A 592-nucleotide genomic window follows, 5' to 3' on the forward strand; every position below is an offset into this window, starting at 1 on the left:
CGCCGCCAGCGTTCGTCCTGAGCCAGGATCAAACTCTCCAATAAAGTTTGTTGCTGGTTCAAGCTGGCAAATCATTTTTAAAAAATGATAGACTCATCAACGCTTTCGCTGTTCAGTTTTCAAAGAGCATTTTAGTCGCACTCAAGAGTGCGGATCTTAATTCTAGCATATCTCCTCATCTAGGTCAATATCTTTTTCTGAGGCGACATGTTTTTTTACACACTCGCTTTACATCTAGCAATCGCGAGTGGAACTTAAATATATCATTCTTACTTCATAATTTCAAGAGATTTTTTTAAAAAAGAATCTCGTTGAAATGATTTAGTGGTGCGGTCGGCGAGACTCGAACTCGCACGGGTCACCCCGCCACCCCCTCAAGATGGTGTGTCTGCCAATTCCACCACGACCGCATGTAAAAACGTCTCAGGAGAGGTTCGAACTCCCGACCGTCCGCTTAGAAGGCGGATGCTCTATCCAGCTGAGCTACTGAGACATATATAGTTGGTTGCAATAAAAATGGGGCGATCGATGGGACTTGAACCCACGAATGCCGGAGCCACAATCCGGTGCGTTAACCCCTTCGCCACGACCG

2 tRNA genes are annotated in these 592 nt (G+C 46.1%); both read right to left on the reverse strand.

Annotated elements, in window-relative coordinates:
* Nucleotides 1-325 precede the first annotated feature (325 nt).
* Nucleotides 326-410 (reverse strand) — tRNA-Leu (locus ACTHO6_RS21210).
* 9 nt (nucleotides 411-419) lie between these two features.
* Nucleotides 420-493, reverse strand: a tRNA-Arg gene (locus ACTHO6_RS21215).
* Nucleotides 494-592 lie beyond the last annotated feature (99 nt).

This window comes from Brevibacillus sp. SAFN-007a (assembly GCF_051967035.1).
In the GTDB taxonomy this organism is placed as follows: Bacteria; Bacillota; Bacilli; order Brevibacillales; family Brevibacillaceae; genus Brevibacillus.